The sequence below is a fragment of the Caballeronia zhejiangensis genome, from assembly GCF_000698575.1.
Classification (GTDB): domain Bacteria; phylum Pseudomonadota; class Gammaproteobacteria; order Burkholderiales; family Burkholderiaceae; genus Caballeronia; species Caballeronia zhejiangensis.
Map to the genome: position 1 here is coordinate 298,421 of NZ_JFHD01000003.1, position 24,578 is coordinate 322,998.

The following is a 24,578-nucleotide window of genomic DNA, read 5'->3' on the forward strand; positions in this document are numbered from 1 at the left end:
TCAACGTCCCTTGAATTGCGGTTTGATCTTGTCGAGGAAGGCCTGATAGCCGATGCGAAAATCCTCAGTGCCGAAGCATGCGAAGCCTTCATCGCGCTCTTCGTCGGTAAGCGGCTGAGGCTCCATCGCGCGGCGCACGAACTGCTTGTGCCAGCGCGCGACGAGCGGTGCGCCGTCCGCGATGCGCCGCGCGGTTTCATACGCGTGCGCCGTCACTTCCCCATCCGCGACGACACGCGTGACGAGTCCTTTTGCAAGCGCTTCCTTTGCATCGAAGATGCGTCCTTCGAGAAGAATCTCGAGCGCGACGGCAGGCCCCGCAAGACGCACGAGCCCTTCCATTTCCGCATGCGCCATCACGAGGCCGAGATTCTTGATGGGGACGCCGAAGCGGCTCGATTCGCCGCAAATGCGCAGATCGGACATCGCCGCGATTTCGAGACCGCCGCCGACGCAGATGCCATGAATCATCGCGACGATAGGATGCCGGCACTCGCGTAATGCATGCAAAGTGCGATGCATGATCGCGCCGTACGTACGCGCCTGTTCGACGTTCGAGCGATCCGTGCGGAACTCCGCGATGTCGTTGCCCGGCGAGAACGCTTTCTCGCCCGCGCCGCGCAGCACGATGCAGCGCAGCGTGTCGTCGCCGGAAAGCGTCTCGATGGTCTCTCCGAGCGAGCGCCACAAGTGCTTGGTCATTGCGTTGAGCTTCTCGGGCCGGTCGATCACGACTGTCGCGATATCGCCGTCACGCTCGATCAGGATGGATGGTTCCGCCACGTCGCCTCCAAGAATTGAATGCTGCATGCTGAATGCTTTATTCGATGCGGTTCAATGCATGCAAAATGCACCGAACCGCCGCGTGCGCCGAGTCAGACGAACTTGCGGGTGTCTGCCGCGTCGCTCTTTTCCTCCTCGACTTCCAGAGCACGGTCCGGGCGCATCATGAACGAAAGGACGATGCCGGCCGCCATCAGGATCATCGACACGGTGAACGGCAGGTTCCAGTTGCCTGTGCGGTCGATCAGCCAGCCGCCCACGACCGGGCTGATGATCGCCGCAAGCGCCGAACCGGAATTCATGATGCCGGCCGCGGTGCCCGAATGCTTGGGCGCGATATCCATGGGCACGGACCACATCGGGCCGATCGTCATTTCGTTGAAGAAGAAGCCGGCCGAGAGGCACACCGCCGCGAGCGTGATGGAGATATTGGAGATCAGCATGATCGGCGCGAGCGAGAGCAGCGTCAGCAGCATGCACACGCCGACCATCACGTTGCGCGCAAGCCGCACGTTGCCGCTCTTTCTCAGGATGCGGTCGGTGAGCGAGCCGCCGAGCCAGTCGCCGAGTACGCCAGCGAAGAACACGCCCGAGGCGAACAGCGCCGATTTGCCGAGCTGCATGTGATAGCTGTGCAGAAAGTATTGCGGAATCCAGCCGAGAAAGAGCCACAGAACCCAGCCATAGCAGAAATACACGGCCGTGACGGGCGCCATGCGGCCGAGCAGCGTGCGCCACGGCACAGGCGTGCGTTGCTTCACACCCGAATACGTCGCGAGCGTCGCGCATTCTGTTTCCGTGATGCGCGGATGATCGCGTGGGTTATCGCGGAAATAGAAGACCCATGCGAGCGCCCAAAGGAAACTGATGACGCCGGTGATGATGAACGCGCCGCGCCAGCTCGTCGCGACCATCAGCCAGACGATGAGCGGCGGCGCCACTGCATTGCCGATGCGTGATGCTGCATGCGTAATGCCTTGTGCAAAACCACGCTGATCGGCGGGCATCCAGTTCGACATTGCGCGCGTCGCGGTCGGAAAGGTCGCGCCCTCACCGAGGCCGAGCAGCACGCGAGCCACGATCAGCGACACGAAGCCGCCCGCGAGACCGGAGAGGACGGTGGCGCCCGCCCAGATGATCGCGCATAGCGTGAGCGTTCGCCGCGGTCCGAACCGGTCGCCGACCCATCCGCCGATGATCTGAAACACGAGATACGGATACGCAAAGGCGGAAAACACGAAACCGACTTGCGTGTGCGAGAGGCCAAGCTCCGCGCCAAACTGGGCCGCCGCCGTGCTGACATTGACCCGGTCGATATAGGTGATGAAATACATCGCGCATAGCAATAGTAGAACGCGCGTCGTGGCTCGACGGAACATCATCGTCTCCTTGTTGGCCGCGTGCGTGCGCGAGCCACCTTCGAATGTCGAAAGGCGCCCGATGTCACGGCATGCGGAACTTCACGTGAATACGTCGGATGAGGACTGCAGCTCGGTATGAGCCTGCCTATTGCGTTCTGCGGCGCAGTTTGCGAATGCGTGGTTTGCGCGGTGATGTCATGGTTCGTCTCCTGATCGCGGCTCGTCGATGTCCGCTTTTTTTGCTTCGGTGAATGAAACGCTTGTCCTGCTCTTTTCAATCCATCGCATCGAGCGCCATGGCGAGAACTCGCGCGACATGAAGCGCCTCACGTTGTGCACCATCCGCGATCTGGTGACGGCAACTCGTGCCGTCCGCCACGATCAGCGCATCGTGTGCGGCGCGAACAGCCGGCAGCAGCGACAACTCCGCCATCGCCTGCGATGCGTCGTAATGTTCCGCTTCATATCCGAAGCTGCCCGCCATGCCGCAGCATGATGATTCGATCGTTCTCACATCGAGCCCCGGAATCCAGCCGAGCACTTTCTCGATGGGACGCACGGCATCGAATGCCTTCTGGTGACAATGTCCGTGCAACAGAGCCTTGGATCGACCGAGCGGTTTGAGCTTCAGTTGCAATCGCCCTTCCGCTTCTTCGCGCACGAGAAATTCCTCGAACAGAAACGACGCTTGCGACAGCTTGCGCGCGGCATCGCCATAGCCGTACCCGAGAAACTCGTCACGCAGCGAGAGCAGACATGAAGGCTCCAGGCCGACGATCATCACGCCGCGCTCGACATAAGGCATGAGTGCGTCGAGCGTGCGGCGTGCTTCGACCTTCGCTTCATCGACGAGACCGGCGGAAAGAAACGTGCGCCCGCAACAGAGCGGCCGCTCGGCCGCCTTCACGTTCAGATGAACCGCATAGCCTGCCGCTTCGAGCACGCGCTTGGCTGCGCGCGCGTTCTCGGGTTCGATGTAGTTGTTGAACGTGTCGACGAAGAGCAGGACTTCCTTAGTTACAGACGCAACCGGTTTGTCCGTGGCATTCGCGAGAAACGGTTTTTCGAAACGTGGAAACGCACGTTGCCGCGCGAGACCGAGTTTCGACTTCAGCCAGCGCGCCACGCCCGGCATGTTCGATTCGAAAACATGCGACAGCGCAGGCATGCGGCTCGCATACGGCGCATAGCGCGGCAGGAACGCAATCAGGCGCTCACGCAATCGAACGCCATGACGCTGCGTCCATGCGGCGCGTGCCTCGATCTTGATGCGCGCCATGTCGACACCGGTCGGGCAATCGCGCTTGCAACCCTTGCACGAGACGCATAGATCGAGCACGTCCTTCACATCCTGACTCGCGAGGCCGTCATCGCCCAATTGTCCCGACAATGCGAGCCGCAACGTGTTCGCACGGCCGCGCGTGAGATGCTGCTCGTCCTTCGTGATGCGATAGCTCGGGCACATCGTGCCTGCATCGAATTTGCGGCAATGGCCGTTGTTGTTGCACATCTCGACCGCTTTCGCGAGCCCGCCGGACAGATCGCCGCCCGATCCCGGCACGCCGTGCTCGCCCGTCAATGGATCGCGGGTGACGTTCCATGCCGACCAGTCGAGACGAGGGGTCAATCCACGCTCGCGATAAGAAGGCGGAAAGCGGAAGTTGCGCGCATCATCCATCTTCGGCGGCGCCACGATGCGATCAGGGCTCAGCCGGTTCTCCGGATCGAAGAGCCGCTTGATCTCGCGAAATGCCTCGTTGATGCGCGGGCCGTATTGCCACGCCACCCATTCGCCGCGGCACAGACCATCGCCGTGCTCACCCGAGAACGCGCCCTTGTATTCGCGCACCATCGCCGCGGCTTCTTCGGCGATCGCGCGCATCTTGATGGCCCCGTCGCGGCGCATGTCGAGAATCGGCCTTACATGCAGCGTGCCGACGCTCGCATGCGCGTACCACGTTCCTTCGGTTCCGTGCTTCCTGAATACATCGGTCAATCGACTGGTGTATTCGGCGAGATGTCCGAGCGGCACCGCGCAGTCTTCGATGAAGGACACCGGCTTGCCATCGCCCTTCATGCTCATCATGATGTTGAGACCGGCCTTGCGCACTTCCCACAGGGCCTTCTGCGGCCCCGCATCGGGCATTTGCACGACCGATCCCGGCAAGCCGAGATCGCTCATCAACGCGACGAGCTGCGCAAGCTTTGCTACTTGCGTATCGCGATCCGCGCCCGCGAACTCGACGAGCAGAATCGCTTCCGGCTCGCCGACCAAAGCCTTCGCGATGACGGGACGAAACGCCGGATTCGACATCGCGAGGTTGATCATCGTGCGATCGACCAACTCGACCGCCACCGGCCCCAGCTTCACGATGTGCTGCGTCATGTCCATCGCATCGTAGAAGCTCGGGAAGTTCACGACGCCGAGCGTTTTGTGCGCGGGCAACGGCGCGAGCGTCAATGTCAGTTGACGGCTGAACGCGAGCGTGCCTTCGGAGCCGACCAGAAGGTTTGCAAGATTCGGCTCGCCGTCGTTGGTGAATGCAAGCGGGCTCTGACAATCGAAGACATCGAGGTTGTAACCCGCGACGCGTCGCAGCACCTTCGGGATGCGTTCGCGCATCTCCTGTTGCTCGCGCATGGCGATGCCCCGCACACCATCGACGAGATCGCGCGTGCGTGCATCGGTCGTCATCGACGACAGCTTGCCGAAGCGCGCTTCGTGACCGTCGGCGAGGATCGCGTCGATCGCGTCGACGTTATGCACCATGATCCCGTATTCCATCGATCGCGAGCCGCACGAGTTGTTGCCCGCCATGCCGCCGATCGTGCATTGCGCGCTCGTCGACACGTCCACCGGAAACCAGAGGCCATGCGGCCTGAGCCACGCATTCAGGTGATCGAGCACGACGCCCGGTTCGACCGTGACCGTGCGCGCGTCCTTGTCGAAGTGAATGATGTTGTTGAGCCACTTCGTCGTGTCAATGACGAGCGCTTCGCCCACTGTCTGCCCGCATTGGCTCGTGCCTGCGCCGCGCGCCAGCACGCTCGCGCGGCTGTCGCGGGCAATCTGCAGCGCAACGCGCAAGTCGTCCTGATCCTTCGGCACGACGACGCCGAGCGGCACGATCTGATAGATCGACGCATCGGTCGCATAGCGTCCGCGCGATGCGCGATCGAACAACACATCGCCTTTCAGCTCGCGCTGCAATCGCGCCTGCAGCGGTGTCGCCGTTGACGCGACCCGCGCACGCGCGGAAGCGGGCATCAGATGAATCGGCTTGACGAGCCGGTCTGTGGGGGAATTGAGCATCGTCGCTGTCGGTGAGTGCCGGAGTGCCTTGCGGTTCCTGGCCTTATGAATGCGTTATGCGAAATGCAATTCGACGGCGGGCAAGCCTTCGATCGCGCCGATGGCCGTGCCGGGCACATCCGGAAACGCGATGCCGGTGTAAGAACCCGCCGTGAGCACGGTCCCGCGTTCGACCGCGAGCCCGCGCGCCACGCTGTGATTGACCGTCCACGCGAGCAGGCGCCGCGGGTCGCCCGCAGGATTCGCCGGAACGCCGTCGAAAAGCGACGCGCCGTCGAACGTGAACGCCATCGCGGGCGATACGAACGGGAACGCCGCGTCGTAAGGCACGCCCTCGCCCACGATCAACGCGCCGTGATTCTGCAAATCGGCGAGTTGCCACGGCTTTTCGACATCGGGCCACGCGGCGAAACGGCTCGCGACCACTTCGATGACCGCATGCACGGACTCGATCGCAGCGACCACGTCTTCATCGCTATACGGTCCGCTGTTCGGTTCGAAGCGCCGGCCGATCCTGAATGCCACTTCGAGTTCGAGACCGGCCTTGCCGAACGCGAGCATCGAGAGACGCGCACCGGTTTTATGCATGCCATCGGCGGGAAGCGGTGCACCCTGGATCGGCCCGTCGTGCGTCTTCGCGCCGACCTTCCATCCGCCGATGTCTGCGTTCAGCGCGCGCAGCGTCGCGTCCTGCGCCGCGTAGGCATCGTCGGCGTCGGACGGACGTGCGCCCAAGGGCAGCGCGTCGAGCTTCGCCCGATGCGCGCGCGCGTCGACGAGAAGCCGCGCGAGCGCATCGGCGTCGAACGCGGCGCTCATGCGGCCGCCTTCAACGCGGGCTTCGCGACGTGGCTCGTCAGATAGTCCATCGCCGCCGCCACGCCGCTGTCCTTCAACGCGATACCCGAGAGCTTCAGTCCCATCTCGCAACCGGTGAGCGCGGCCATCAGCGTGAGGTCGTTGCAATCGCCGAGGTGACCGATGCGGAACATGCGGCCCTTCGCCTTGCCGAGCCCCGTACCGAGCGACAGATCGAAATGCTCGTAGATGAGCTTGCGCACCGCATCGGCATCGACGCCTTCGGGTGTCATCACGCCCGTCAGCACCGGCGAATACACGGCGGGATCGGCGCATTGAATCTCCAGTCCCCACGCGTTCACCGCCGCGCGGCACGCGGCCGCGAGCCGTTGATGGCGCGCGAACACGTTGTCGAGCCCTTCGCCAAGGATCATGTCGAGCGCTTCCGAGAGGCCGTAGAGCAGGTTCGTGTTCGGCGTGTAAGGCCAGTAGCCTTGCTTGTTCATCTCGATGATGTCGGTCCAATCCCAGAATGCGCGCGGCAACGTGGCGCGCTTCGACGCCTCGCGCGCCTTCTCCGATACCGCATTGAAGCTGATCCCCGGCGGCAGCATCAAACCTTTCTGCGAACCGGAAACGGTCACGTCGACGCCCCATTCATCGTGACGATAGTCAGCCGATGCCAAACCCGAGATCGTGTCCACCATCAACAGCGCGGGATGCTTCGCGGCGTCGATCGCGCGTCGCACGGCGGCGATATCCGACGTCACGCCCGTCGACGTTTCGTTATGGACGACACAGACGGCCTTGATAGCGTGATTCGTGTCGTCACGCAGACGCTTCTCGATCATGTCGGCCTGTACGCCGCGCCGCCAGCCTTCGATGCCGGGCAGACCGAGAAACTCCGGCTTCAGCCCGAGGCTCTCGGCCATCTTCTTCCATAGCGTTGCGAAGTGGCCCGTCTCATACATCAGCACCGTGTCGCCGGAACTGAGCGTGTTGCAAAGCGCCGCTTCCCATGCGCCCGTGCCCGATGCCGGATAGATCACCACCGGTTGGCTCGTCTTGAAGATCTTCTTGATGCCATCGAGCACCTTGAGACCCAGCGCGCCGAACTCCGGCCCGCGGTGATCGATCGTCGGATAGCTCATCGCGCGCAGGATGCGATCGGGCACAGGGCTCGGCCCCGGGATCTGCAGGAAGTGACGGCCAGCAGGATGGAAATCGAGCTTCAACATGGGTCCGCGTCCTTGTAAATGTAATTTTGCATGCAAAATACAATAACGCAGCGACAACCGCAGGTAAAGGAATACATAGACCGAACGGCCTAGGGATAACCCGCTGGCGGTTTTTTCCGCTGGCACTGCGTTAAAATTGCCGCAAATAGATTGCGAGGTATTGAATGCAAAATCCCGATTTACCAGACGTGCACGTTTCGTCCTCGCTTCCGAAGTTAGAGCGCCTGCGTCTGCACGACACCGTCGTCGATCACTTGCGCGGCTTCATCGTCGAAGGCTTGCTTGCTCCCGGCGTCAAGCTCAACGAGCGCAAGCTGTGTGAGACGCTCGGCATTTCGCGCACGCCGCTGCGCGAGGCGTTGAAGGTGCTCGCGGCCGAAGGGCTGATCGAGATTTCGCCGAACCGGGGGGCGTCGGTATCGCAGATGAGCGAGTTCGAAATTCGCGAGATGTTCGAATTGATGAGCGGGCTGGAGGCGTTCTCAGGCGAACTCGCGTGCGAGCGCATCACGCCGCTGGAGATCGCCGAGATCAAGGCGCTGCATTACGCGATGCTCGCGTGCCGCGCGCAGAACGATCTCTCCGGCTACTACAGCCGCAACCAGGCCATCCACGACAAGATCAACGAAGCGGCGCGCAATACGGCCTTGCGTCAGACTTACGTATCGATCAACCGGCGTCTCATGGCATTGCGCTTTCGTTCGAATTTCCAGACACCGAAGTGGGACAGCGCGATTCGCGATCACGAAGAAATGATCGAAGCGCTCGAAACGCGCGATGGCCGACGCATGGGCGAGATCCTGCGCAAGCATTTGCTCTCCAAGCGCGATGCGGTGCTCGCGGAGCGCACGTTGACGACGGTGAAGCCGGCGCCATCGAGAAAGCGCTCAACGGCCAAGCCGACGCCGGACGGGCGGTAGCGAATAGAACGGTCGCGTGATTTCGCGGAAGGTAAGGTATGGCGCGAAGGGCGTCAGAGCCTACCATCGGGGAAAACGATGACCAAGATTCGAGGGGCATGCATCGCACTCGGCGCGGCGTTCGTCATCACGGGCGTTACTTTCTATCACTCGACGGACTTCGACACTGCCCAAGCGGGAATGGACCGCGAGACCGTCGACTGTCTAACACGCGGACTCACGCGTGACGAGAAAGTCCGCATCGCCCGACTCACCACGGCGCACGACCGCGAAGGGCTTGATGCGATCTACGGCGATGTGCTCGCGCGCTGCGTCGTGCGCTCCGATCAGTGGGAGCGTCGCCCGCAACTGCTCACGAGCGCGCGCCAGATTCTTTCCCACGATCCCGAATTCAGACAGATGCTCAACGCGAGCACGATGGAACTGGCGACGCGCCGCTGATCGGCGCATCGATCACGCCGTCAGTCCGCTACCCGAGCCGATTTGGACTTCGGCGCGCGTGTTCGCGGCATGGGCGCTCAGCACGGCGATCTCACGCTGCGTGAAGTGCGTGACCGGCGCGATGGCCGCGAGCGCAGCGGTGATGACGATGGCGACGATGCTGATCGAGATGGCGTTCATGTTCGGCTCCTTCGGTTGGCTGAGATGGACTAGCTGCTGTCGATGTGAGGCATTGTCGTCGCCGAGGGTTAGCGAAGAATGAGCTTGGCGCCGCGACGGGCATCCGGTTCGCCGGAGTAACATTCGCATTCATTCGACCATCGCGCATTCGGCATTCAAAATGCATTCGACCATCAGCACATCGACCGCCACGCTCGAGCTGCCCTTCAAGCGGCCTTTCGACTGGACGCGGATGCTGAAATTTATCGGCGGTCGCGCGTCGGCGGGCGTCGAGTCGGTCGAGGACGGCGTGTATCGGCGCGCGATCGAATGGCAAGGCGCCGAGGGCACCGTCGAAGTCCGGCCGCATGAACGCAGGCATCGGCTCGTCGTGAATGTCGAGGGTGCGGTGGCGCAGCACGCCGGCGACCTCGCCGCGCCGCTCGCGCGCATGTTCGATCTGCACGCCGATCCGCACGAAATCGCTCGCTGTCTCGCCGGCGATCCGGTGCTCGCGCCGCTCGTCGAAGCCGCGCCCGGCCTGCGCGTGCCGGGTGCGTGGTCCGGCTTCGAACTTGTGGTGCGGACCATCGTCGGGCAGCAGGTGAGCGTCAAAGGCGCGTCGACGATCATGAACCGCATCGTGCAGCGCGCGGGCAAAAAGATCGAAGGCCATCCGCATGAGGGCACCGCGTGGCGCTTTCCGACGCCCGCCGAACTCGCCGCAGCGGATCTGGAGAAGATCGGCATGCCGACCAAGCGCATCGAGACCGTGCAGCGTTTCGCGCACGCGGTCGCAACCGGCGCGCTTCCTCTCGATGAACCCGGCGCCGATCCCGAACGCGTGAAACGCGACATGCTCGCCATGCCAGGCATCGGGCCGTGGACCGTCGGCTATGTCGCGATGCGTGCGCTGCGCGATCCCGACGCCTGGCCCGAAGCCGATCTCGTCCTGATGCAGGCGATCGCGCGCCGCGACCCATCGCTTGTGAAGCCCGCCCAGCAGCGCGCGCGTACCGAACGCTGGCGGCCCTGGAGAGCGTATGCGGCGATGCATCTGTGGAACGGCGTGGCAATGGAAACAGGACTTGCACACGGCGGCTGAACTCTCGGGCATGCAATCGACCGCTGTTGCATCCTGCATTCGGCATCACGCATGCAAAGTGCAAACACGGCGCCGATCATTTCGCACTATTGTCTAAAAAATGAACTAATCTGCTTCGAGCGGCCGGGCCGCTGCCGAAGCCGCAAAGCCGTGTACGTGAAAAGCGCTGACGAACCGTCATCGGGAGACGCTCATGGACGCATCATCGCAAACGACGCCCGCGCCCGAACTGCCGACAGCGCCGCGCGTGCAGAAGATCGTCGTCGCGATACACGGCATCGGCAATCAGTTGCACAGTGACACGGTGCGCTCGGTCGCGAGCCAGTTCGGCGCGCGTTATGACCCGCCGCTTCCCGTGATGCCACTCGGCTACTTCGATATCGCGGGCGTCGGCGAAGTCGACGTGCGCCAGCTCGATCTGCCGCCGGGCGGTCCCTATACCGCGGAGCAACGCGACTTCTATTCGGCGCTCGGTTTCGCGGAAGTGTATTGGGCCGACATTCCGCGCGAAGTCGTGAAGCAGGACGACACGCTCGAAGAGAGCAAGGCGTGGGGACTGTCGATCGTGAGTCGCGCGCAAGCGACCTACATGCTCAACGTCGATGAACGCAAGCTCGAACCCGCGGACTTTTCGCTCGCGTCGGGCGTCGTCGAAGAGATCGTCGAAACGGTGGCCGTCATGCAAAGCCTGCTCGCGGTGACGGAGAAAGCCGGCATTTTCAAGTTCGATCTCGCGCCGATGCTGCGCGATTATGTCGGCGACGTGCAGCTCGTCGCGGATTTCAGGCAGCATCGAGAGACCATCGTCTTTCGCTTTCATCGTGTGATGGAGCGGCTTGTCGCGCTCGCCACCGCGCGTTGTCAGTGTGCGCCCGAGGTGTATATCGTCGCGCATAGCGAAGGGACCGTGATCAGTTTTCTCGGCATCCTGCAGGCGCTATCGAGACCGACCGTCATCGACCCGAAGGACGGCAAGCAGATCATCGGTACTGACTGGGTGCAGAGTCTGCGTGGCTTCATGACCATCGGCTCGCCGATCGACAAGCACATCCTTTTATGGCCGAAGCTATGGGAAGGCATGGCGCTAAGGAGCGAACGCAAGGGCGATGCCGTCACGCAGATCGAGCGTCCAGGCGGCCCGATCACGCTGCCTTCACGCATCAGGTGGCGCAACTATTATGACTTCGGCGATCCCGTCGGCTTCGCACTCGATACGGCGCGCGCCTATCTCGGTCGTCATGGTTGTCTCGCATTCGAATTCGAGCCGGTGCATGACATTGGCTTTTCGCGCTACTGGCTGCCGGGGAAAGCGCACACCGATTACTGGACCGACGGCGATGTCTTCGGCCACTTCATCGAGAACGTCGTGCTCGACCGAAGCACCGCGAAAACCCCTCAAAACAGGCATTTTCGCGGCATCGTGAGCACGGCAATTCCTTATCTTCTGAGCTTCGCGCTGCATCTGCTCGCGGTGTTCTTCATCTATAAAGCTGTCACCGCAACTTCCGATTCGGGCGCGGGCGGCACGAGCACCGCGCCCGAATTCATCTATCTCACGCGCTCGGTGTTCGCGCTCGCCTGCCTTTTGATGGGAACGACGGTTGCCGCACGCCTTCCGCGTCTCGTCAAGGCGCGAGGCACAAATCGCACGGCCGCATGGCTGCGTTGGCGCATCGTCGCGCTACTGTCGTTCGTCGCAGGTGCGCTGATCTTCTGGTTCGTGCTGTTGAGCGGCGTGGCGGCTTTTCTCGCGAGCCCGTTCGCCGATATCCTGCATCGCGATAGCGCCGATCCTGTCGTCGGCAAGGCGGTCTTCGTACTTGCGGGCCTCGTCTGCGCAATAAGCGGCTGGCTCGCGCCGCGCAAACCGCACTGGGGACGGCGTATTCTCGTCGCGCTCGGCACGCTGATGATGGTGCTGATCGTGGGCGTCAGACTATGGGGCGATCTCGCGGGCAAACCCTTGTGGCCCGTCGTGCTTGGTGGCGCTTTCTTTCTCTATGCGTGGTGGCTCGCGATCCTGATCTTCGATCTCGCATTCGTGTGGCATCGCTATGTGCGCAATTCCGTCGCGCTCGATACGTTGCGCGCGTGGCGCGAAGATCGATGCGACGCGCAGCCCAAGCCCATTATGTCGATGCGATCCAAGCCCTCGAAGCAGTGATGCGATCACCCATGCAGTAGGAGCTTCTGCACGCGCCAATTGAGCAACTCCGCGACGAACAAAGTGCCTTCTGAAGGACACGCCATTTCATGAATCCATCCGAACTGCTTCAATTGCTTGCCGGATCGTCCGAGTACGCCGAGCAATCTTCCGTCGAGCGATAACTTGTAAATCCGGCCGGGAAACGCATCGGCGGAATACAGCACTTGATTCGGCCCCGGCGAAATGCAAATGGCCCAAGGTGAACCCGGCGCAAATGTTCCCGCTGCTATCGCCGCTTCGTCGGGCATGTTGCCGATAGCCGGACGCGCATCGGGCGGCACGGGTACATCGATCGTGAATTGCCGCTGAAAATTGCCTTCGTCGTCGAATACCTGAATGCGCCGGTTGCTTCGATCGGCGACATAGACAAGCCCGTTTCTATCGACAGCAATGCTATGCGGCGTATGGAATTGCCCCGGCTCCTTCCCGCGCTCGCCCCACGACTTGAGCCAGTTGCCGTCCTTGTCGACCTTCGCGACGCGCGAGTTGATGTATCCGTCGCTGATATAGGTATTTCCCGATGCGTCCCACGCGACGTCGGTGACTTGCCGGAAACGCCCCGGCTCCGAAGGCAGCGGCGGATTCGGATGCTTGAGCGGCGCAGTCTCTTCGTCCGACGCTTCCTGCTTGCGACCGAACACCATCGCGACGCGGCCTTCAGGCGTGAACTTGATGATCATGTCCGAGCCCTTGTCCGTTACCCAGACATTGTCTTGCCGATCCACTTTCACAGTATGGGCGAACGACCAGGCATAAAGGTTATGGCCGATTTCGCGCACGAAGCGTCCATTGCGATCGAATTCGAGCAGTTGCGCGGCGGCGGCGCCATAAGCGGGACCCGTGCTATTGCCGCGGGATAACACGAAGATATGCCCGGCCGAATTCAACGCCACGCCGGAGCATTCGCCGAAGTACATATCGCGAGGCAGGCGTACAGGGTCGGGGACGGAATCGTAGGCGATGGACGGTACGTCGTTATCGGCGTATGCGAGATGCGGAAAGAGCGCGAGCGCGGCGGCGCTTTGACCCGCGAGCGCAAGAAAGCGGCGGCGGCTTGCGGCGTTCGGCGCCATGTCGCAACATGGGCAATAGATCGAATGTCGAAGACTCACTGTTACTCTCCTCTTGTTCGATTCGCGATGCGAGAGGAAGTGTAGTGCATGAACTGCATTATTCACACGCGAAGTTATCAATAGCTTTCAACATGAAAAGGGCGTTATGACTGAATCCTTGCAATATCAAGTTCGAATCCGTCTCGCGCCCGAGTATGCGATGCTGGCGCGTCGAGATCCGGCAAACGAAAAGCTCGCGGCGATCAATGCGCTGCTGATCGAACACGACGCTCAATTGAAATGCCAGTACGACGCCTTCGTGGATTACGTCGCGCAGGCCGAAAGGGATGGCATCGAGCACTATCCGCTTTATCGGTGGACACGCGAAACCATCGAAAACCCGGCTAAAAAAGCGAAATATCTCGAAGCGTTCACGCTCTACGTGAATGGCGACGAAGTCTATGACAAGGCACTCGCCGATGCGCTCGAAGCCGATCTTCGATCGCTCGCGAGCGCTGCGATCACCGATATCCGCAAGTTCGACACGAACCCCGCGCATAATCCGCAACCACCGTCGTATGACAATTCATAAGGTTGACGCCGTGCATCGCCCGCGCTAAGGTTTGGTAATTCAACCAAACGTGGATCGCGCCCTGTGCAGGATCGTCGACAGACCATACTCGAAGCCGCCCTTGCCACTCTGCGCGAAGAAGGTTATTCGGGCTTCACGCAACCGCGCGTCGCTGCACGCGCGGGTCTGCGCCAGAGTCATCTGACTTATTATTTCCCCACGCGCCTCGCGTTGATCGAAGCTGTCGCGCGTACGGCCATCGATGGCCAGCTCGCCGCCGTCGATGCCTTCGCGGGCGAAGGATCGCCCAAGATCACAGCTGCATCGATCGCCAACGTCGCGATGCGCCACGAAAACACGCGCGTATTGATGGCGCTCGCGCAAGCCGCCGACGAAGAGCCAACCATTCGCAGCCTCTTTCGCGAGCTCGCGGAAGGCGTCGCGGTACGCATCACGCGCATGCTCGAAGCAATGGGTCTCGCCGTCACGAAAGAACATGTGTCGATGGTGCATGCGCTTGTCGTCGGGCTTGCGGTCATCGATCTCGCGATGGGCCGCGCGGATGGCAAGCGCCGCGCGAGCGCCGCTATCGAAACGTTGTTCTCGCTTCTGCCATCCGACAAATCGGGCGCGTCGTGATTCAACCCTGACGCGCATCGAGCCATTCGACGATATTGCGCACCGTATCGCCATAAAACGTGCGATACAACTCTTCCGCCACATAGCCGATATGCGGCGTCGCGAGCACGTTCGGCAGTGAACGCAGCACGTCGTTCGCAGCGAGCGGCTCTTCATCGTAGACGTCGATTGCCGCGCCCGCGAGCTTGCCCGACTTCAACGCATCGACGAGCGCGGCGCTATCGACGATCGGTCCGCGCGACGTGTTGACGATGCGGCTCGTCGGCTTCATCTGCGCAAATTCCCGTGCACCGACGAGATGTTGCGTGCGCTCGCTGAGGCGAACATGAATCGAGAGCACGTCGGAGGTCTTGAAGAGCGTGTCTTTGTCCACTAGTTGCACGCCCTTTTCTTCCGCGCGCTCACGTGTGAGGTTCTGGCTCCACGCGACCACGTTCATGCGAAACGCGCGGCCGATCACGCCGACGGCCGACCCCACGCGACCGAGACCCAGCAAGCCGAGTGTCTTGCCCGCGAGTTCGGTGCCGAGCGCAATCTGCCAGCCGCCCTCCTTGAGCGAGCGATTCTCGGCGGGAATGTTGCGCATCATCGAGAGAATGAGCGCCCACGTGAATTCGATCGTCGGTGTGGACGTATAGCCCGTATGCCGCACTTCGACGCCGCGTTCGGATGCGGCATCGAGATCGATCGATGCATTCGCCGCGCCCGTCGATGCAATCAGCTTAAGGTTAGGCAGGCTCTCGATGATGTCGCGCGAGAACGGCGTGCGTTCGCGCATCGCGCAGACAACATCGAAGGGGCGCAGACGTTCGAGCAACGCGCCGCGCTCCGCGATGTGATCGTTGAACACGGTAATTTCAGCGCGAGCCTCGAGCGGCGACCAGTCGGCCATCGAGAGCGCGATGTTCTGATAATCGTCGAGAACGGCGACTTTGATCGGAGTAGATGTGGCCATGATGATTTCGATTGTTATGACGATTAAGCCGGACGGCAGCAGCAAGTGTGACGCAATGCGCGAAATCGTGTTGCGCGCGCACTTCGCAAAGTTATTGGAAATGCTGCAAAAGCCCGTGCCATAAGGCATAGCACGATGCCATCAGCCATGACATGGCGTGAAATAAGTTACCGCGGGACTTCGCAAGACCGTTTCTCTATAGTCACTTCCGTCGCCACTCGAAACGCAACGTGGCCTAAGGAACCGAGAAGGACATCCCGTGAAAAACAGATCGACTTTCGCTTCAAACGCCCACGTTGCGTTCGCCTCCGACGCGCCCTCAAGCAAGCGCCGCGTGCGCAAGTTGCTCGTCGTCGCGGCGGCCGCCGCGCTTACGCTGTGCAGCAGCTCCGCCTTCGCGGGCTGGGCTCGTGGCGGCACGGCCTACACCGGTCGCGGCGAATATCAGGGCGCGCACGTCGGCTCGTGCGGCGGCGGCAGTTGCTCGCATGCGGGCGGCGTCGAGAATCCATGGGGCCGCGTCGGCACCAACTCCGGAACCGTTACGCGTACCGCGCCGGGCCAGTTCTCCAACTCCGGCACCGCATACGGCCCGAACGGCCGCTCGGTGCAACATGCGGGCGACACGAGCTGCGCGGGCGGCAGTTGCTCGCACACCGGCAGCGCGACCGGCCCGAACGGCAAGAGCGCCACCGGCAGCGATACCGTGACGCGTACTGCGCCCGGCCAATACTCGTCATCGGGATCGGTGACGGGACCGAACGGCAACACGTCGACGCACTCAGCATCGACGAATTGCGCGGGCTACACCTGCAATCGCTCGGGCACGGTCAACACGGCCAACGGCGGCACCGTCACGCATTCAGGCAGCGCGACGAGCGTCGCGCCGGGCGTGGTCACGACGTCGGGCACCGCGACGGTCTCGAACGGGTCGCATAGCACGACGGTAGTCGGCGGCGGCACGGTGACGTCGAGCACGACGGTGGTCGCGACGGCGCCGGTCGTCACCGGAACGACCGTCGTCGCTGCGCCCGTGATCGTGCCGCCGCCCCCGCCGCCTGCGACGACCGTGGTGTTCGCACCGCCCCCCGCTTCGTCGACGGTCGTCGTCACACCGCCTCCGCCGCCGCCCGCCAAGACGGTGGTCGTCGCTCCGCCGCCGGCCAAGACCGTGTACGTCGCGCCCGCGCCGGCTCCGGTCAGGACGGTGTATGTCGCGCCGCCCCCGCCGCCCGCGAAGACCGTCTACGTGGTCCCGCATCGCGCGGTCCTGATTCCGGGCCACTGGGTCGGCAGGTACTGGATTCCCGCACACTGGGCTTGATCGAGGATCGATTGAAAGCGAAGGCCGGCCGCATGCGAGCCGGCCTTGTCGTTTTGACCGCGCCGCGCGTTACACTGCGAAGCAACGCCGCTTCCGACATAGGCACGACATGCTCGATGTCTTTCCAGTCACGCAAGCAGTCACGAACGCACGCTCATGACGAGGCATCGCATGAAACGCCCGCATCTGCCTCGCGATCATGCGAAAGGCGTCCTGCATGACATTACATGGACGGTCGGTCCTGTCTTGCTGGTCATTGCGATCGTCGTCGCGCTCGTCTACTGGCTCGTCGATCCGGCGCCGCCCAAAGCCATCACGATGAGCGCGGGTCAACCCGACAGCTCGTTCTACGTCATCTCGCAGGAATACGCGAAACTGCTCGCGCGTAACGGCATCACGCTGAAGGTGCTGCCTTCGGATGGCTCCGTGCAAAATCTCGAACGCTTGCTCGATCCGAAGCAGCACGTCGACCTCGCGCTCGTGCAAGGCGGGATCGCGACGAAGGAACAGGCATCGCAACTGATGTCGCTCGGCAGCGTGTCGTATGTGCCGCTTGTCGTGTTCTATCGAGGCAAGGGTCTCACCCTCCTCTCGCAACTGGAAGGCAAGCGCATCGCGATAGGCCGCGAAGGCAGCGGCACGCGCACGCTGTCGCTCAAGCTGCTGGAAGCGAACGGCATCTATCCTGGCGGCGACACGCAGCTTCTTCCGAGCGACGGCCTGCAAGCCGCGACGCAACTCGTCAGCAACGAGGCCGACGCAGTGTTTCTCTCCGGCGATTCCGCAACGCGCGGCCTGATGTTGCGCCTCTTGCGCGTGCCCGGCATCTCGGTGATGGACTTCAAGGAATCGGGCGCCTATACGCGTCTTTTTCCCTATCTCGACGATATCGAATTGCCGCCCGGTGTGCTCGATCTCGGCCGCCGCATCCCGCCAGAGACCGTGCATCTGATCAGCCCCACGGTCGAACTCGTCGCGCGGCCAAGCCTGCATCCGGCGCTATCGGACTTGCTCATCGAAGCCGCGCAGGAAGTGCACGGCTCTGCCGGTCTGCTGCAACGCGCGGGGCAATTTCCGAGTCCCGTCGCGCATGAGTATCCGATCAGCGAAGACGCGAGCCGCTATTACCGCTCGGGCAAGAGCTTCCTCTATCGCACGCTGCCGTTCTGGCTCGCGAATATCGCGGACCGCGCCCTTGTGCTGTTGCTCCCGGTCGCCGTGCTCATCTTTCCTGCGCTGCGGCTCGTGCCCGCGCTGTATCGCTGGCGCGTGCGCTCGCGCATCTATCGCTACTACGGTGCGCTGATCGCGGTGGAACGCGGCGCGATGCGCGTCACCAGCGAAGACGAACGGCGGGCGCTCGTCATCGAACTCGATTACATCGAGGAATCGCTCGATACGCTCAAGCTGCCGCTCGCCTACGCCGATGCACTCTATGTGCTGCGCGAGCATGTCAGCTTCGTGCGCGCGCGTTTGAACGAAAATTCGCGGAAGGAAAAGAACATGGCATAGTACGGACTCCGTAATTGAGGTCACGCAATGAAACTTCGCACTTGGATCGCCTTTGCTTTGACACTGTTGATGAGCGCATGCGCGAGCCTTCCGCCGCAGACGGCACGCGTGCAAACGCATGCACTGGCCGACACCGCGAACACGCGCCTCGGCACGACCTTCGCAGCGAGCGAAGCGGCGCATCCTGGCGACAATGCGTTTCATTTGCTAGCGAACGGCATGGACGCGCTCATCGCGCGCGTGATTCTGAGTGAAGCCGCGGAGCGCACGCTCGACCTCCAGTACTACATCTGGCACGACGATCTGACTGGCCGCGAAATGGCCGCATCGATCATGCGCGCCGCCGATCGCGGCGTGCGCGTGCGCCTCCTGCTCGACGACCTCGGCACCAATGCGGACGATCAGTTCCTGCTCGCGCTCGCTTCGCATCCGAACGTGCAGGTGCGGCTTTTCAATCCCGTATCGAATCGCACGTTCAAGAAGCTAGGCTCCGCGATCGAGTTCTTTCGCGTGAATCGGCGGATGCACAACAAGGCGCTCATCGCCGATAACCAGGCCGCGATTCTCGGCGGACGCAATATCGGCGACGAATACTTCGGCGCGTCGAGCACGGTCGCGTTCGGCGATCTCGATGTGCTCGTGCATGGCCCCGTCGTGCGCGACGTATCGAGCGCATTCGACCTGTACTGGAACTCGGATGCAGCCTATCCGATCGATAACCTGATGCGACGTCACGCCGACCCCGGCGCGCTCGCCGGTTATCGCCAGAAGCTCGACACGTATTTGTTGTCGGAACAGAGTTCGCCCTATGTCGCGCAAGTTCGCGAGCGTTACACCAAAGTTATCGAGGCGCACGACACGGCTTTTTCGTGGGGCAAGGCCACGCTTCTGTATGACGATCCCGCAAAGATCACGCGCGCGCCCGGCGACAGCGAAGGCCATCTGATGTCGCAATTCAAGGCGTTGGATTTCGAACCCGCGCGGGAAATGCTGATCGTGTCGCCATACTTCGTCCCGCGCAAGGAAGGCGTGCGATGGCTGCAATCGATGACATCGCGTGGCGTGCGTGTCACCGTGCTCACGAATTCTCTCGCCGCCACCGATGTCGCCGCGGTGCATGCGGGCTATCAGCGCTATCGAAAGGATATGCTCGAAGCCGGCGTGAGGCTATATGAGCTGAAGCCCGTTGCATCGAGCGACGCCGACAAGACCGCGAAGAAAACGACATTCGGATCGTCGAAGGCGTCGCTCCATGCGAAGACATATGTGTTTGATCGCAAGCGCATCTTCATCGGCTCGATGAATCTCGATCCGCGTTCCGTTGAGTTGAACACGGAAATCGGCGTCTATTGCGAAAGCGCGGATGCGGCCGAGTATGTGACTGACGGCATCGGCACGAACATCGATCGCATTGCGTGGCGCGTCGAATTGCACGATGACGGCAACGGCAGCAAACGCATGGTGTGGATCGACACCGACGCAAACGGCAACACGACCGAACTCGATAGCGAGCCGGACGTGTCTGCGCTCAAACGCGCAGGGATCTGGATGCTCGGGATCTTGCCGATCGAATCGCAGTTATGAGTCGCGTCATTTGAAACCGGACACGGCATGCGGCACATACGGTGCTTCGAGTTGCGCGATCTCGTCCGCCGTGAGATTCAGCGATAAGGCCGCGACCGCATCGCTCACATGTCCCGGTTTCGATGCACCGATGATCGGCGCGCTCACTGGCGCCTTCTGCGCAACCCACGCGAGCGCCACTTGCGCACGCGGCACGCCGCGTGCCTTCGCGACTGCAGCCACGGCTTCGACGACCGCGCGATCGGCATCGTCGGTGCGATACAGCGTGCTGCCGAAGGTATCCGATTCCTGACGCGCGCTCGTCGCGTCCCATTCGCGCGTGAGACGGCCGCGCGCAAGCGGACTCCAGGGCAACACGCCGATGCCCTGATCCCTGCAAAGCGGCATCATCTCGCGTTCTTCCTCGCGATACAGCAGATTCAAATGATTCTGCATCGTTCTGAACTCGGTCCATCCGTTCGCGCGAGAGGTATAGAGCGCTTTGCTGAACTGCCACGCATACATCGACGATGCGCCGATATAACGCGCCTTGCCCGCCTTCACGACATCATGTAGTGCTTCGAGCGTTTCCTCAATCGGCGTCGTGTAATCCCATCGATGAATCTGATAGAGATCGACGTAATCGGTCCCGAGCCGCTTCAGGCTGTTATCGATTTCGTTGAAGATCGCCTTGCGCGAGAGCCCCGCGCCATTCGGACCGGGACGCATGCGATTGAATACCTTCGTCGCGATGACGATGTCGTCGCGCTTCGTGAAATCGCGCAGCGCACGTCCGACGATTTCCTCCGACGTGCCGTCCGAGTAAGTATTGGCCGTGTCGAAGAAATTGATGCCCGCGTCCAATGCTTCCTTGATGAGCGGACGGCTCTTTTCCTCATCGAGCGTCCAGGGATGCGTGCCACGATCGGGCGCGCCGTAGGTCATGCAACCAAGACAGAGCCGCGACACCTCGAGACCGGTCGAGCCCAGTTTCACGTATTCCATCGTGCGAATCTCCTTGCAAAGCGAAAGGCATGCGCTAAAGCCTGCGCATGGCGACGAAAGCCCTAAACATTAACGCAGTATGGGATCGCGTGCTTTCTTTGCATGGACATGCACCTTATAACGCCAGCACATTCACCGCCACATCCACATGGTGCGCGCCTCCGCCGAGAATCATCCCGCGCAGCAACGACACATCGCTGTAATCGCGCCCCGTCGCGAGCGTCACATGGTCGAGGTCCGCGAGCACATCATTGGTCGGATCGAGGTCGATCCATCCGCTTTGCGGACAATGCACCGACACCCACGCATGCGAAGCATCGGCGCCGATCAACCTCGGGTGCCCCGGCGGCGGATCGTTGCGCAGATAGCCGCTCACATAACGAGCAGGCAATCCAAGCGCACGCAGGCAGCCGATCATCACTTGCGAGAAGTCCTGACACACGCCATGACGCAATTCGAACGCACGCGATGCGGGCGTATCGAACGCAGTCGCAGACGGTTTGTAGTCGAAGTCCGCATGAATGCGATGCATCAGATCGATGGCGCCCGCGACGAGCGGCGTGCCCTTATCGAAGCTCGCTTGCGCATACGCGCGCAATGCATGATCGAGCGAGATATTGGGCGACGCATAACAGAATTCGCTTTCCGGATAGAACGAACCACTCGCGCTGTAGCGCAAGCGATCCGCGACATCTTCCCAAGGCGGCGTCGCTTCGGCATCGAGCGCATCCCAGCGCGGCGTAAGCCGGACCGTGGTTTCGCTCGTCATCGAAAGCCGTTCGTGCGGCGCATCGAGCGAGAAGTACAACACGTCATTGCCGAATGCATCGACGCGGCTATGCACATAAGACGGTACCGGATCGATGCGCTCGGTATGCGAGATAACCTGCTGCCAGGGACAATGCAGCGGACGGATCGTCGCCAGGTGCTGCGCGATTTCGACGGGCGTCGAGTATCGATAGGTGGTCCGATGCGTGACCGCGAGCACGGTATCGTTCAGGCCAAGGCTCATGACGACACCTGTGCGGCAAGCGTATTCGCGTGACTGAAGTAGCGCGCGCTGACTTCGTTCGATGCCGCGCTGACCGACGCAATGAGCCGGTCGCATACCGCGATCAGCGCATCGTGACGGCCATCGGCCCGCGTTTCGCAGAGCGCGGTGAGATCGGGCAACGCATCGGCGTGAACGAGAAGATCAGCGAAACGTGTCGCTTGTGCGCGGCGTGCGCCACCGGCTGCGGCAGCGATCTCATCGAGCTTCGTACGCAAGCGCGAGTACACCCCATAGAGTCCGCGCGGATTGGTTTGATCGACGACGATGAGATCGATCAACGCCGGCACTTCGAGTCTTCCCGGATAAAGCGAGCGATACGTGAGCGTGCTGTCGAAGAGTTGCAAGAGAAGATCGAAGCCCGCGGGCGACGCGAGCGTGCCCCGCTCGGCGACGACATGCAGGATCGTAGCCATCGTCGATACGCGTTCGATATGTCTTCCGATGAAGAGCAGCCGCCATGCTTCATCACGCGTCATGCGATCGCCTTGCGCGCCGCTGATTGCGGACAATTGCGTCGCAAGATGTTCGAGCGCGCCTGCAAGCATCACGCGATCGTAATCGCGGCCGATGCGAACCGTGCCTTCATCTGCCTTATCGCTCGGCGAGAGACGCGCGAGCGCATCACGAAAGTCGTTGCGCGATGCGAGGATCGTGCGCCAGTGGTCCGTCGAAAGCCGGTCGCGAATTTCGCCACATGCGCGCGCCTGATCCGCGAGATTGTCGCCGATGCTCGTCGCTTTGCTCGATTCCGGCAAGCCCGCGACGAGCACACGTTCGAACGCTTGCGGCGTGCTGCGCGCGAGCGTTTCGCCCGATGGGATGAGTCCGCATTGCGATGCGAGTTCAGTGAGCGTCGGAAAGAGTTCTTCAGCATCGTTGCCATCGAGCATGCCGAGCAGAAGGCGGCACAAGCGCACGTTGTTTTCCGCGCGCTCGCCATAACGACCCGCCCAGAAAAGATTCTCCGCGGCTCGGCTCGACACGATGCGATGCTTGCGCAGCTCGCCCGGCTTCATCGGCGTCGGTTGCAACGACACGGCGCTACCGGGCTGGCTCGACATCACCCATGTATCGACGCTGCTGCCGCCGAACTGCATGGACACGGTCGCGCGCTTGTCGGCCGCGAGCCGCGTGAAGCCGCCTGGCATCACGCTCCAGCTTCCGTCGATGTTGGCGATCGCATAGGCGCGCAGCACGCATGGACGCGAGCCGAGCGCGCCATCATGAAAGCGCGGCGCCGTGGAGAACGGCAGATTCTCCTGCACCGTGAAGACATCCGGCGCGCGTTCGATGCGTTCGCGCCATGCCGAAAGCGCCTGCACGCCCGCATCGATGCCCGGTGCGTGATCGGCCTGCGCGCCAGGCCATGTCGGCGCGATGAGCGCGTGATCGAGGCGCTCGAATACTTCGGACCGCGCGGCTTCTTCGCCGCACCACCATGTCGGCACCGTCGGCAATTCCAGAGTTTCATCCAGCAAGGCTTGCGCAATGCCCGGCAAAAACGCGTTGAGCGCGGGGGATTCCGTGAAGCCCGCGCCCGGCACGTTCGACACCATCACATTGCCCGCACGCATGACCTGCAGCAAGCCGGGCACGCCGATGGTGGAGTCCGCGCGCAATTCGACGGGATCGCAGAATGCATCGTCAAGACGCCGTATCACTGCGTGCACGCGCGACAGGCCGGCAAGCGTCTTCAGATAGAGCTTGTCGTGCCGCACCGTGAGGTCCTTGCCTTCGACGAGCGTCACGCCCAGATATCGCGCGAGAAACACATGCTCGAAGTAAGTCTCGCTGAATGGGCCGGGACTCAGCAACGCGATATGCGGCGCATCGTTCGATGCATCGCTGCGGCCGTCGTCGTCATCGTGCATCGTCGCGCGAGCCGCTTGCGCGATCGTCGCGATGAGTTGCGAATAGGTCGCCGCGAGACGGCTCACATGCATCGCGCGAAAGGGATCGGCGAAGAGGCTCGAGACGATCAATCTGTTTTCGAGCGCATAACCCAAACCGGAAGGCACTTCGGTGCGATGCGCGATGACCGTCCACGAGCCGGATGGCGCGCGCGCGAGATCGACAGCGACGATCTGCAGAAAGCGGCCGCACGGCGGCATGAAACCCTTCACCGCGCGCAAGTAGCCGGGATGCCCGAAGACGAGCGCGCCCGGCAGCAGGCCGCGATGCAGCAATGTCTGCGGACCATAGACATCCGCGACGATCGCTTCCATCAAGCGCGCGCGTTGCGCAACGCCGCGCTCGATCAGCGCCCACTCTTCTTCATCGATGATGAGCGGCAGGAGATCGAGCGACCACGCACGCGGCTTGCCGTTATCGGCATACACGTTGTACGTGATGTCGTTGTCGCGCACCTGCTGCGCGACGGCGGCGACGCCATCGTCGAGCCGCTCGACGCCCTGCTCGCCGAGCAATTCGAAAAACTGACGCCAGGGCTCACGCAACTGGCCTGCCGCGTCGCGCAATTCGTCCCAATGCCCTTCGCGCGCGGGCAGCGTGCGCAGCAGCGCGAGCGCATCGATGCGGGCCGAGGCGATGTCGAAAGGCAAGGTCGATTGATAGGCCAA

The 24,578-nt window shown here is 62.2% G+C and carries 20 protein-coding genes; 9 read left to right on the plus strand and 11 right to left on the minus strand.

Annotated elements, in window-relative coordinates; translation table 11 throughout:
- The 5 genes from BG60_RS07330 to BG60_RS07350 all read right to left on the minus strand — a co-directional run bounded on the left by BG60_RS07330 (window position 1) and on the right by BG60_RS07350 (window position 7,493).
- On the minus strand, window positions 1–810 hold the full coding sequence (locus BG60_RS07330) for an enoyl-CoA hydratase/isomerase family protein (protein WP_008347833.1): 810 nt from the start codon (window positions 808–810) through the stop codon (window positions 1–3).
- Between the two features lie 65 nt (window positions 811–875).
- Window positions 876–2,165, minus strand: coding sequence for an MFS transporter (locus BG60_RS07335; protein WP_008347831.1), 1,290 nt, complete (start codon window positions 2,163–2,165; stop codon window positions 876–878).
- Between the two features lie 253 nt (window positions 2,166–2,418).
- Complete coding sequence (locus BG60_RS07340; protein ID WP_008347829.1) at window positions 2,419–5,457, minus strand: FAD-binding and (Fe-S)-binding domain-containing protein; 3,039 nt, start codon at window positions 5,455–5,457, stop codon at window positions 2,419–2,421.
- Window positions 5,458–5,511: 54 nt separating this feature from the next.
- Window positions 5,512–6,276: a 2-keto-4-pentenoate hydratase gene (locus tag BG60_RS07345; protein ID WP_034470977.1), complete on the minus strand. Its 765-nt coding sequence runs from the start codon at window positions 6,274–6,276 to the stop codon at window positions 5,512–5,514.
- Window positions 6,273–7,493: a pyridoxal-phosphate-dependent aminotransferase family protein gene (locus BG60_RS07350; protein ID WP_008347825.1), complete on the minus strand. Its 1,221-nt coding sequence runs from the start codon at window positions 7,491–7,493 to the stop codon at window positions 6,273–6,275. The genes BG60_RS07345 and BG60_RS07350 overlap by 4 nt, the downstream gene beginning before the upstream one ends.
- 164 nt (window positions 7,494–7,657) lie before the next feature.
- Here BG60_RS07350 and BG60_RS07355 point away from each other — a divergent pair, with 164 nt between their 5' ends.
- Both BG60_RS07355 and BG60_RS07360 read left to right on the plus strand, forming a co-directional pair.
- Window positions 7,658–8,413, plus strand: a complete 756-nt coding sequence (locus BG60_RS07355) for a GntR family transcriptional regulator (RefSeq protein ID WP_034470980.1) — start codon at window positions 7,658–7,660, stop codon at window positions 8,411–8,413.
- Between the two features lie 78 nt (window positions 8,414–8,491).
- Entirely contained in the window at window positions 8,492–8,854 is a 363-nt protein-coding gene (locus BG60_RS07360) for a hypothetical protein (RefSeq protein WP_034470982.1), read from the plus strand.
- Between the two features lie 12 nt (window positions 8,855–8,866).
- On the opposite strand, the gene BG60_RS38960 is transcribed toward BG60_RS07360, so the two are convergent.
- Window positions 8,867–9,034, minus strand: coding sequence for a hypothetical protein (locus BG60_RS38960; protein WP_167561845.1), 168 nt, complete (start codon window positions 9,032–9,034; stop codon window positions 8,867–8,869).
- Between the two features lie 160 nt (window positions 9,035–9,194).
- On the opposite strand from BG60_RS38960, the gene BG60_RS07365 reads away from it, so the two are divergent.
- Window positions 9,195–10,118: a DNA-3-methyladenine glycosylase family protein gene (locus BG60_RS07365; protein WP_008347822.1), complete on the plus strand. Its 924-nt coding sequence runs from the start codon at window positions 9,195–9,197 to the stop codon at window positions 10,116–10,118.
- A 193-nt stretch (window positions 10,119–10,311) separates the two neighbouring features.
- Entirely contained in the window at window positions 10,312–12,282 is a 1,971-nt protein-coding gene (locus tag BG60_RS07370) for an MFS transporter (RefSeq protein WP_008347821.1), read from the plus strand.
- A gap of 5 nt (window positions 12,283–12,287) precedes the next feature.
- Here the strand turns inward: BG60_RS07370 and BG60_RS07375 are convergent, their stop codons facing one another.
- Window positions 12,288–13,397, minus strand: a complete 1,110-nt coding sequence (locus tag BG60_RS07375) for a peptidyl-alpha-hydroxyglycine alpha-amidating lyase family protein (RefSeq protein ID WP_008347820.1) — start codon at window positions 13,395–13,397, stop codon at window positions 12,288–12,290.
- Window positions 13,398–13,542: 145 nt separating this feature from the next.
- Here BG60_RS07375 and BG60_RS07380 point away from each other — a divergent pair, with 145 nt between their 5' ends.
- Window positions 13,543–13,968: a hypothetical protein gene (locus BG60_RS07380; RefSeq protein WP_008347819.1), complete on the plus strand. Its 426-nt coding sequence runs from the start codon at window positions 13,543–13,545 to the stop codon at window positions 13,966–13,968.
- A gap of 63 nt (window positions 13,969–14,031) precedes the next feature.
- Window positions 14,032–14,586, plus strand: a complete 555-nt coding sequence (locus tag BG60_RS07385) for a TetR/AcrR family transcriptional regulator (protein WP_034470986.1) — start codon at window positions 14,032–14,034, stop codon at window positions 14,584–14,586.
- Between the two features lies 1 nt (window position 14,587).
- On the opposite strand, the gene BG60_RS07390 is transcribed toward BG60_RS07385, so the two are convergent.
- Window positions 14,588–15,541 (minus strand): D-2-hydroxyacid dehydrogenase family protein, encoded by a 954-nt coding sequence (locus BG60_RS07390; RefSeq protein WP_033536257.1) that lies wholly within the window; start codon window positions 15,539–15,541, stop codon window positions 14,588–14,590.
- A gap of 334 nt (window positions 15,542–15,875) precedes the next feature.
- On the opposite strand from BG60_RS07390, the gene BG60_RS07395 reads away from it, so the two are divergent.
- The 3 genes from BG60_RS07395 to BG60_RS07405 all read left to right on the plus strand — a co-directional run bounded on the left by BG60_RS07395 (window position 15,876) and on the right by BG60_RS07405 (window position 19,961).
- Window positions 15,876–16,865 carry a hypothetical protein gene (locus BG60_RS07395; protein ID WP_008347816.1) on the plus strand — a complete coding sequence of 330 codons (990 nt, stop codon included), beginning with the start codon at window positions 15,876–15,878 and terminating at the stop codon, window positions 16,863–16,865.
- A gap of 171 nt (window positions 16,866–17,036) precedes the next feature.
- Entirely contained in the window at window positions 17,037–18,377 is a 1,341-nt protein-coding gene (locus tag BG60_RS07400; protein WP_404989960.1) for a TAXI family TRAP transporter solute-binding subunit, read from the plus strand.
- 27 nt (window positions 18,378–18,404) lie between these two features.
- Window positions 18,405–19,961 (plus strand): phospholipase D family protein, encoded by a 1,557-nt coding sequence (locus BG60_RS07405; RefSeq protein WP_034470988.1) that lies wholly within the window; start codon window positions 18,405–18,407, stop codon window positions 19,959–19,961.
- A 6-nt stretch (window positions 19,962–19,967) separates the two neighbouring features.
- Here BG60_RS07405 and BG60_RS07410 read toward each other — a convergent pair whose 3' ends face one another.
- The 3 genes from BG60_RS07410 to BG60_RS07420 all read right to left on the minus strand — a co-directional run bounded on the left by BG60_RS07410 (window position 19,968) and on the right by BG60_RS07420 (window position 24,578).
- A complete protein-coding gene (locus BG60_RS07410; RefSeq protein ID WP_008347811.1) occupies window positions 19,968–20,945 on the minus strand; it encodes an aldo/keto reductase in 978 nt (325 codons plus the stop codon).
- A gap of 115 nt (window positions 20,946–21,060) precedes the next feature.
- Window positions 21,061–21,957, minus strand: a complete 897-nt coding sequence (locus BG60_RS07415) for a transglutaminase family protein (protein ID WP_008347810.1) — start codon at window positions 21,955–21,957, stop codon at window positions 21,061–21,063.
- Complete coding sequence (locus BG60_RS07420; protein WP_008347809.1) at window positions 21,954–24,578, minus strand: circularly permuted type 2 ATP-grasp protein; 2,625 nt, start codon at window positions 24,576–24,578, stop codon at window positions 21,954–21,956. Before BG60_RS07420 ends, BG60_RS07415 begins: the two co-directional genes overlap by 4 nt.